At 44.9% G+C, this 10002-nt stretch carries 7 protein-coding genes and 1 pseudogene; 2 read left to right on the top strand and 6 right to left on the bottom strand.

Annotated features, from left to right (window positions below; translation table 11 throughout):
- The 4 genes and pseudogenes from VK541_RS23325 to VK541_RS23340 all read right to left on the bottom strand — a co-directional run.
- Nucleotides 1–920, bottom strand: a pseudogene (locus tag VK541_RS23325) (HAL/PAL/TAL family ammonia-lyase); the annotation flags it as partial.
- 44 nt (nt 921–964) lie between these two features.
- On the bottom strand, nt 965–1453 hold the full coding sequence (locus VK541_RS23330) for a MarR family winged helix-turn-helix transcriptional regulator (RefSeq protein WP_324372988.1): 489 nt from the start codon (nt 1451–1453) through the stop codon (nt 965–967).
- Nucleotides 1454–1557: 104 nt separating this feature from the next.
- Entirely contained in the window at nt 1558–2577 is a 1020-nt protein-coding gene (locus VK541_RS23335) for a carbohydrate kinase family protein (RefSeq protein WP_324372989.1), read from the bottom strand.
- A gap of 158 nt (nt 2578–2735) precedes the next feature.
- Entirely contained in the window at nt 2736–4142 is a 1407-nt protein-coding gene (locus tag VK541_RS23340) for a sugar MFS transporter (protein WP_324372991.1), read from the bottom strand.
- A gap of 236 nt (nt 4143–4378) precedes the next feature.
- Between VK541_RS23340 and VK541_RS23345 the strand changes: the two genes are divergently transcribed.
- A complete protein-coding gene (locus VK541_RS23345; RefSeq protein WP_324372992.1) occupies nt 4379–6553 on the top strand; it encodes a glutamine synthetase III in 2175 nt (724 codons plus the stop codon).
- Nucleotides 6554–6633: 80 nt separating this feature from the next.
- The gene (locus VK541_RS23350) at nt 6634–7815 is read left to right on the top strand and encodes an AIR synthase related protein (RefSeq protein ID WP_324372993.1); all 1182 of its coding nucleotides are present in this window, start codon (nt 6634–6636) and stop codon (nt 7813–7815) included.
- Between the two features lie 216 nt (nt 7816–8031).
- Here the strand turns inward: VK541_RS23350 and VK541_RS23355 are convergent, their stop codons facing one another.
- Entirely contained in the window at nt 8032–8733 is a 702-nt protein-coding gene (locus tag VK541_RS23355) for an SGNH/GDSL hydrolase family protein (RefSeq protein ID WP_324372994.1), read from the bottom strand.
- A gap of 4 nt (nt 8734–8737) precedes the next feature.
- Nucleotides 8738–10002 (bottom strand): glycosyl hydrolase family 95 catalytic domain-containing protein (locus tag VK541_RS23360; RefSeq protein ID WP_349254769.1); only part of this gene is annotated, 1265 nt, incomplete at its 5' end.

Raw genomic sequence — 10002 nt, forward strand, 5'->3', positions numbered from 1 at the left:
TTCAATTTCAACCAGTTCTTCGAGGTGCAGCCAGGCCTGCCGGGAGGCACCGTGAACCTGCGGCATACAGCGCAGGGAATACGGATCCTGTACGCGGTCACAATCTGCATGCGCATTCAGGATCTCCGAATTTGCCAGCAGAGAGCGGAGGTGACCGGCTACATACATACAGCCCGGAAAGGCGCGCAGCTGATGAAGGCGCTCGTCAAGGGGCGGGCCGAACCCATCAGGCCTTCCAGGGAAAGTGCGCCGACCAGATCGGCGATTTCAAGGGCATTGTGCATGCGCTGAACCGCTTTGGTCGCAAAAGCCAAAATAAACTGGGTACCATTGATCAGGGCCAGTCCTTCTTTAGGTCCCAGGCTGACCGGCGCTTTATTGTATTTGGACAATACGGCCGCAGCCGCTTGTTTTTCTCCACCGTCGTACACCTCTCCCAGCCCGATCAAAGGCAGGAACAAATGCGACAGCGGGGCCAAATCACCGGAAGCACCTACCGATCCCTTCTCTGGCACCACAGGAATGATGTCCTGGTCGACGTGCCAGATGATGCGCTCCAGCGTGACCAGTGACACTCCTGAGAATCCCCTTGCCAGTGCATGCACTTTGGTAATGAGCATAAGTTTGGCGATCTCTGCAGGGATCGGATTGCCGACCCCGACGCTATGGCTCTGCAGGATGTTGTATTGCAGCTGCCGGGTATCTTCTTCAGAGATTTTGGTATCGCAGAGCGGTCCAAAACCGGTATTGATGCCATATACTGTCGCGTGGTTCCGTACGATCTCTTCGACATGGCCACGCGATCTCCGTATTGCCCGGATAGCTTCCTCAGCCAGAACAGCCTTTCGCTGACCACCAGCAATTTCAATGGCGATCCCAGCCGTCAGATGGTCTGTCCCGTAATGAAAAATTGGATTCATAATGAATAATAAGTTAGTTTTTTATATTTCAGTTTTTTTAATTGCTAATGCTTCAGACGTCCGGTAATGCTTTCCGAAAGGGAATTCTCCTGGAGTTTATTTTCAGCAGCAGTCAGTGTTTTTAACAGGGCTTTGCTGGCTTTTGTATTTTCGATCTTGTCGGTTAGCGTTGCGTTGATGGCATCCCAAACAGGAAGCAACTGTTTCAGCAGCTCTTCGCCTTTCCAGGTCAGGCTGATCTCCTGTTTACGTCCGTCGGCCGCATTTTTAAAAGAATTGACCAGTCCTTTGTTCTTTAGCGTTGTGACCAGCTGACTGGCCGCTGAATGCGAAACTACCATCGTTTCGGACAGTTCCTGGATGGCTACAGGCTGGTGCTGCGACAGCAGGTAAAAGACCGGGAACCAGCTGGCATCAAACTCAATGCCTTCTTTCCGGTAGACTTCATTGATCTCAGAAAGAAAATACTCACTCAGCCGCTTCAGGCGGCTGCCAAAAATCAGATAACCCAATGACTGATAGAAATTCCTCATTTGATAATTATGTAAGTGCTTATGTAAATTTATATAAGTACTTACATAAATACAAGGAAATATGCTAAAAGAATAATTTACCTGTTAAAAATCTTATGCTGCATTTAATGAAGCTGTGCCCTGAAACCATAAACCTCCGGCAGTAAGAGACATTCCTCTGCTGGAATTATCCCGTCAGAGGAAGTAGCGGCAAAGAGACTAGATGCAGCGGCACAAACGCCAAGCTCCAGGCAGGCTTTCATTTGCCAATTGTTATGGATACCCAGTAAAACACCGGCAGCAAAAGCATCACCAGCGCCTACGGAGCCCTCAATTTTATGTCCGGGCAGGTCAATGCTAGGTTGAAACAATGTATTGCCCAGATGGTCAACGGCAATTGTGCCTGATGGGAAATGCAGTATCACCCATTTGTTCACACCCATTTTTAGGATGGCCGAAGCGGCCTGGTAACATTTATCCGTCAATAGCCGGCCATCCTCTGCTACCGTGCTGATCCCGGCTATCATTCCGGCTTCAAATTCATTTACAAAAAGATAATCAATATATTTCAATGAGGACGGAATCACATCTTTAAACCTGTCTGATTTTTCACTTACAATGTCAGCAGAGGTGATCAATCCGTTTTGCTTCGCATCTTTTAAAACTTTTGCGGCCCTGGTCTCTCCGTCAGGTTCTATAAAATCAAGTTTATCCAGCAGCAGCAGGTAACCCAGGTGAAAAATTTTTGCAGCTGAGGCAGAAAAATCAAAATGCACCATATCAAGGTGTGCATTTGCACCCCTTTGATGAAAGAAAGTTCTTTTCCCGGTTGACTTCACAGTCATCACATCTGTATAGGAAGTAGCCCCGTTCATTAATTTTCGAATCTGGGTGGCATCAATGCCCATATCCTGACATTCCTGAATAACGCTTGCACCCCTTTCGTCATCACCTACCAAGCCAAGCCCATATAGGGGGAAATCAGCTTTTAGTTTAACAAGCCCCTTTAAAATATTATAGGCAGACCCGCCATTGCTGCTGTACTCCGTCAAAATATTAACCAGTTTCTCCTCCTCAGGAAAAGCATCTACAACTTTTACCTGGTCTATGATCCAGTTGCCGCCAACCAATATTCCGTTTTTCATCAGTTTAATTCTGATCTTTTAAAATCCATGACAATTCAAACATAAACAAAAACAACTTGTATATATAAGTTGAAATAAAAAACCCGGGTTAACATTCTGCCTATATCGTAATATAAAAGAATATTAACCCGGGTTTTTTTGTCTAACCGAAGACAGTCTTAGTGCCCCCCTGCTATTTGCTCTGCTTTCACCTGGCCCAGTTTTGCCTGGCAGTAGAAACCAAAGAAAGCGATGTACAGGTAACAGAACACCGGCACAAAGAAGGAATGCTGGATTCCGTAAGCATCTGCCAGTGCACCTTGAACCAATGGCAGCAGCGCACCACCAAGGATGGCCATGACCAGCAGTGACGAACCCTGACTGGTATACTTACCAAGACCATGAATGGAAAGGGTAAATATGTTTGACCACATGATGGAGTTGAATAAGCCTACGCCAAGGATGGTCCACATGGAAGTGGAACCGCCAGAGAAAATGGTAAACAGAACCAAACCACCACTGATCAGGGCGAATATAGAAAGCGTCCTGGCAGGGGCTGATTTACCGATAAAGAAGCCCAGCAGGTTGATGCCAATAAACACGAGGAATGTGGAGATCTGCGCAAACGTTAGGTCCACTATGAAAAAGATCAGCAAAAACACGGCTGCAGCTGTACAGATCATGTATAACGCTTTCTTTGCTGCAGTAAATTCCTGATTAAGGGAAATAGAACCCAGGAATCTTCCGATCATGGCACCGCCCCAGTATAAAGCAAGGTAGTTTTTACTTACTGCTTCGGGCAAGCCCATAATATCCGGAAGCGCTAAGAAGTTGATGATGAAACTTCCGATACATACCTCGCCGCCTACGTAAAAGAAGATGGCAAGAATCCCTAGTTTGAGCTGAGGGAACTGGAGTGCACCCAGGCCCTTTTCAGCAGTTTCCTTCGACCTGAAATCAGGCAGTTGAATCTTGTAGAGTAAAAAAGCCAGTAAAAGGAAAAGTCCTGTAAATATAATATAAGGTACTTCAGTAGCCGCAGCAGTGATCTCACCGTTTACAGCAAAAAATTCAAAAATAAGATATCCGCCGATGATGGGTGCTATGGTGGTTCCCAATGAGTTGAAAGCCTGGGCCAGGTTTAAACGGCTGGATGCACCCTCAGGTTTACCCAGCAGGGAAACATAAGGGTTGGCAGCGATCTGTAACAAGGTAAAACCTAAACCTAAAATGAACAGTGCACTAAGGAATAATCCGTACATAGAATAGCGTGCGGCAGGATAAAACAGGAAACAGCCAATTGCAGCCACGATCAGGCCAAGCAGCATTCCATTTTTGTAACCGATCTTATTGATTGGGTCACCTTTAAAATAAGAGATCACAAAATAAATTAGAGAACCTGTAAAATAGGCGCCAAAAAAGCAAAATTGCACCAGCATCGACTGTAAATAGCTGAGCTGGAAGAGTTCTTTGAGGTGCGGGATCAAAACATCATTCATGCAGGTCAAGAAGCCCCACATGAAAAATAAGGTGGTTAAGCTGATAAAAGGAACGGTATATCCTTTATTTTCTGAGTTATTGCTCATATTACGATTAAAATATATGGTTTATTAACAAATATGGTAAAATTATTCGATCTGAGATCAGAAATTCGATAATTAAGGAAAACCATAGAAATGTCTGTTTTTGGGGAAAAATTAGTTCCCGCAGACAAAAAATGCTAAAAAATATTGGAATATTTACCGACATTAGTATTTTTACAAACAATTACAGGGAATTATTTAAAAAATATTCTATTTTTGATGAAATTTTAAACAAATAAATGAAAAGCTTAAGAACAATTGCATTAAAAGAAGCTCAAAATAGAGTTTCACCTGAGGTAAAAGCTCCGTCGAACAGAATTTCTGAGTTTTTTGGCATGAATGTTTTTGATAAGAAAAAGATGAAAGATTTCTTATCAAAAGAGGTATATGAGAAACTTGTTTCTGCCATTGACCAGGGCGAACTGATTAATCACGAAGATGCCAACCAGATCGCTACAGCCATGAAAAGCTGGGCAATGGGCAAAGGTGCTACGCACTACACGCACTGGTTTCAACCCCTGACAGGCACAACTGCTGAAAAACATGATGCGTTCTTTGAGCCTAGCAGCGATGGTGCAATTGAGAAATTTGCCGGAAGCGCACTGGTTCAGCAAGAGCCTGATGCATCAAGCTTCCCTAACGGCGGTATCCGCAATACTTTCGAAGCCCGCGGTTATACTGCATGGGACCCTTCATCCCCTGCTTTCATTATGGAGAGCAAAGCTGGTAAAACACTTTGTATCCCTACTGTATTTGTTTCTTACACTGGCGAGGCACTTGACTATAAAGCTCCTTTATTGAAAGCACTTGCTGCTATGGATAAAGCTGCTGTTGACGTTTGCCAGTATTTTGATAAAAGCATCACTAAAGTAAATGCATCTTTAGGTATCGAACAGGAATACTTCCTGGTTGACCTTGCTTTACATAATGCGCGTCCTGACCTGGCTTTGACCGGCCGTGCTTTGTTCGGTCACATGTCCGCTAAAGGACAGCAATTAGAAGATCATTATTTCGGTTCTATCCCTGAGCGTGTGTTCACGTATATGGTTGATTTCGAAAATGAAGCTTTGAAACTGGGTATTCCTTTGAAAACCCGTCACAATGAGGTTGCTCCTTCTCAGTTTGAGTGTGCGCCTATCTACGAAGAAATCAACTTAGCGATCGATCACAACCAATTGTTGATGGACCTGATGGAAAAAGTGGCTTTGAGACACAACTTCAAAGTTTTATTGCATGAGAAACCTTATGCAGGCATCAACGGTTCTGGTAAGCACAACAACTGGTCCCTGATCACTGATACTGGTAAAAACTTATTGGCTCCGGGCAAAACGCCTAAAAACAACCTGATGTTCTTAACTTTCTTTGTGAACACAGTAAAAGCGGTTCATGAACATGCAGATTTATTGAGAGCTTCTATCGCTTCGGTAAGCAACGATCACCGTTTAGGTGCTAACGAGGCTCCTCCTGCGATCATCTCTATCTTCCTTGGTCAGCAACTGAACGAGGTTCTTGATGAGATCGAGCACTCACGCATCAGCAAAAAAATCAAAGAAGACAATGCATTGTGGCTGGGCATCCCTAAGATCCCTCAAATCCTGCTTGACAATACTGACCGTAACCGTACTTCACCTTTTGCCTTCACCGGTAACAAGTTTGAATTGAGAGCTGTAGGTTCTTCTGCAAACTCTTCTGCGCCTATGACTGTATTGAACGCCATCGTAGCTGACCAGTTGACTAAATTTAAAGTTGAAGTGGACAAGCTGATCAAAAAAGGCGAGAAAAAAGACATCGCTTTACTGACAGTGATCAAAAAATACATCAAGGAATCTAAAGACATCCGTTTTGAAGGAAATGGTTATAGCCAGGAATGGGCTGATGAAGCTGAAAGACGCGGCTTAGCTAACATCAAAACTACTCCTGTAGCGCTTGATGCTTATGTAAGTGAAAAGTCTACTGAGCTGTTTACAAAAACCAATATCTTCAGCAAACGTGAGCTTCATGCCCGTCATGAGATTCTGCTGGAAAGCTATTACAAAAAGCTTCAGATCGAAGCGAGAGTGATCGGGGAAGTGGCCAACAGCATGATCATTCCTGCTACTATCGCTTACCAGAATTCACTGATTCAAAATGCCAAAGGCTTAAAAGATCTTGGCATAAGCGCTGACATCCCTACCGGTATCATCAATAAATTGACCGAGCACCTGACTATTGTTAAAAACAGTGTTGATGCCATGCTTGAAGCACGTAAGCAAGTGAATGCAATTGAAGATGCCCGTGATAAAGCGATCGGCTATGATGAGAAAGTAAAATCTCATTTCGACAACATCCGCTACCATGCTGATAAACTGGAGCAGATCGTTGACGACAGCGTATGGCCATTGCCTAAGTTCAGGGAATTGTTGTTTATGAAATAATTCAACCTTTAATAACCAAATTTTTAGTTTTGTAGCCCCTGCTTTAATTAGTAGGGGTTATTTTTTTATCTTTGCGGTACATGAGTGATAACAGGTACAACCAGCGCGGCGTTTCTGCCTCCAAAGAAGATGTGCACCAGGCCATCAAGAATATAGACAAAGGTATTTTCCCACAGGCTTTCTGCAAGATCATTCCTGATATTTTGGGTGGTGATGAGGCTTTTTGCAACATCATGCATGCTGATGGCGCAGGCACAAAATCTTCCCTGGCTTATGTGTACTGGAAGGAAACAGGCGATATTTCTGTTTGGAAGGGTATTGCTCAGGATGCCATTATCATGAATATTGATGACCTGATCTGTGTGGGTGCTACGGACAATATTTTGTTGTCTTCGACCATAGGACGGAACAAGAACCTGATTCCGGGTGAGGTGATCGCTGCGATCATCAACGGCACGGAGGAGATCCTTGCTGATCTTCGTGCTCAGGGCATTTCTATTTATTCTACAGGCGGTGAAACTGCGGATGTGGGTGATCTGGTGCGGACCATCATTGTGGACTCGACGGTAACCTGCCGTATGGAGCGTGCTAAGGTCATCAGCAATCATAAGATACAGGCAGGCAATGTGATTGTTGGTTTATCTTCTTACGGGCAGGCGGTTTATGAAAGCGAGTATAACGGAGGTATGGGCTCTAACGGGCTGACTTCTGCGCGTCATGACGTATTTGATAAGTCGGTAGCTAATGCGTTTCCGGAGAGCTTCGATCCTGCAGTTCCTTTTCACCTGGTATTTTCCGGTGGAAAGAAGCTGACGGATTTGATTGAGGTTGCTCCCGGTGTAGGTGTGACTGCGGGAAAACTGGTCTTATCCCCTACGCGTACTTATGCTCCTGTCATTAAAAAGATTTTATCCCTGCACCGTGATCAGATTGATGGTATTGTTCATTGCAGTGGCGGTGCGCAGACTAAGGTGCTTCATTTTGTCAATGACGACGTGCATGTGATCAAGGACAATTTGTTTGCTGTTCCGCCGCTGTTTAAGCTGATCCAGGAGCAGTCGGGTACGGAATGGAAAGAAATGTATAAAGTATTCAATATGGGCCATCGTATGGAATTGTATGTGCCCGCTGCTATTGCGGCTTCGATTATTGAAATTTCTGAGAGTTTTGGTATTGATGCTCAAATAATTGGACGAGTTGAGTCTTTGGATAAGAAACAGGTAACAATTATTTCTGAGTTTGGAGAATTTGTTTACAACTAAGTTTTCCTGTTAAAGAAATTCCAGGTTTTGTTATTAAGAATTTTAGATTTTCTTGTTAGAGAAATTCAATGCTCTGTTTTCGGGCTGCATCTTTTGTCGCTGAAGAAGCTCCAAAAGCGCTTATGCCCTCTCCCATACATTGAATTTCCTGGATGCAAATAGCGATGTCGTTAGCATTACCCCAATATCATAGGAATATTTTAGGTAAGCTTAGGGCTACTTCATTTTCTGCTTTAAAGCCTTCGCAATAGCAGCCTGCACCAAAGGTTCCATAATTGAGTAGCCGGCTTTGGTAGGATGAATGCCGTCTTCAGCCAAATTCTTTGGCAAACCATTGCGTTCATCTTTCATGGCGTTAAAATAATCGACATATACGAACTTATGTGCTTCTGCGTAGTCTTTTATCCATTTATTTAAGGCAATCACCTTGTTCGCAGGTTCCATTCCCGGTTTCCATGGGAAATCAAATGCCGGCAGCACAGATGACAACACCACGCTGATCTTGCTGGCCTTTGCAATTTCTGTCATAGCAGCAATGTTGTCTTCGATCATCTCCAATGTGGATGGCCCCGTGTTGCCGGCGATATCATTAATACCGCAAAGCAGTACCACTACTTTTGGTTTCAGTGCCACAACATCCTGGTGAAAGCGGACGAGCATCTGAGGAGTGGTCTGGCCGCTGATTCCCCTGCATATATAGGGATTGGAAGAGAAAAACTCAGGCGAAGAATTCTTCCATCCTTCTGTAATGGAATTGCCCATAAAAACGACCCTGTTCTCGGCTGCTGCCGGAGCGCCTAGTTTGGCATTCTCTTCCTGATAACGTTTTAGATTGGGCCAGTCCTGTGACTGTGCCAGGGAAAATAAGGACGAAAAAAGCATAGCAGCTATCGCAGTGAGTTTAAGTGATAGTTTCATAGATCTAATTGGTGCTGTTTAAGGTATAAGTCTGTCCGGCTTTGGTAGCAAAGTCGTAGAGCTTGCTGTCTTTCAGTGTCAGGGCATTCAGTTTGGCTTTTTCTGAGATGACAGGCTTTGCCGTCTTATTGACATCGTAAAACGAATTGGTATTTTCACCGCTGGCCGCTTTTAGTGCTACACTGCCTTTTAAGACATTTGGTGTACGGATCCGGCAGTTGCCGCCGTTGAGTGATTTGATCACCACCTGTTTTACTTTTCCGCTTTCCCATTTCAGGCTCACAATCTCAAATCCTCCTCTTGCTCGTAATCCGCTGATGCTTCCGTTTGCCCAAACATCTGGCAATGCCGGCAATAAATGAATGTTACCGTCATAGCTTTGCATCAGCATTTCAGCGATACCGGCCGTACAGCCAAAGTTACCGTCGATCTGGAATGGCGGGTGCGCATCAAATAAGTTGGGATAAGTGCCGCCCGATTCGGAACGGTTACTTGCCGGGCTCAATTGGTCGGTCAGTAATTTGTAGGCATGGTTGCCGTCCAGAAACCTTGCCCATAAGTTGACTTTCCAGCCCATGGACCAGCCCGTAGATACATCGCCTCTGTAAAGCAATGAGGTGCGTGCCGCATCAAACAGTTCCGGTGTGCGGTATGGAGAGATTTCACCTGCCGGGAATACGCCGAACAGATGGGATACATGCCTGTGCTTGTCATTAGGGTTGTCCAGGTCCTGCAGCCACTCCTGGAGCTGGCTGTGCTGCCCTACCTGCATTGGTGCAAGGCGGCTTCTCAGTGTTTTGAGCCTTTCTGCAAAATCTTTGTCTTTGCCTAATATTTCTGATGCACGGATCACATTGGAGAAGAGCTCAAACAGAATCTGGTTGTCCATGGTAGTCCCTGCCGTAATGGATTTCCCTTTGGCAATAGCCGGGGCATTCTCAGGTGAATTGGAAGGTACTACGACCAGCCATTTGTGCGTAGGTTCTTCTACCAGGAAATCGCTGTAAAACTGAGCCGATCCTTTAATCGCATCGTAAACAGATGCCAGGTATTTCTTATCGCCGCTGTACAGGTATTTATCCCAGAGGTGACGGCTTAACCATGCGCCGCCCATGGGCCACATACCCGAGTAAACACCATCGACATGGCCTGTAATGCGCCAAAGATCGGTATTGTGGTGGGTGACCCAGCCATTGGCTCCGTACATTACTTTTGCAGTTTCCTGTCCGGTCTGAGACAGTTCTTTCACCATTTTGATCAATGGCTCAT

The organism is Pedobacter sp. (assembly GCF_035317785.1).
Taxonomy (GTDB): domain Bacteria; phylum Bacteroidota; class Bacteroidia; order Sphingobacteriales; family Sphingobacteriaceae; genus Pedobacter.

Excerpts from the sequence above, each read along its gene's own strand:
- VK541_RS23330 (WP_324372988.1), bottom strand. The coding sequence starts at position 1,453 with ATGAGGAATTTCTATCAGTCATTGGGTTATCTGATTTTTGGCAGCCGC.
- VK541_RS23335 (WP_324372989.1), bottom strand. The coding sequence starts at position 2,577 with ATGAAAAACGGAATATTGGTTGGCGGCAACTGGATCATAGACCAGGTA.
- VK541_RS23340 (WP_324372991.1), bottom strand. The coding sequence starts at position 4,142 with ATGAGCAATAACTCAGAAAATAAAGGATATACCGTTCCTTTTATCAGC.
- VK541_RS23345 (WP_324372992.1), top strand. The coding sequence starts at position 4,379 with ATGAAAAGCTTAAGAACAATTGCATTAAAAGAAGCTCAAAATAGAGTT.
- VK541_RS23350 (WP_324372993.1), top strand. The coding sequence starts at position 6,634 with ATGAGTGATAACAGGTACAACCAGCGCGGCGTTTCTGCCTCCAAAGAA.
- VK541_RS23355 (WP_324372994.1), bottom strand. The coding sequence starts at position 8,733 with ATGAAACTATCACTTAAACTCACTGCGATAGCTGCTATGCTTTTTTCG.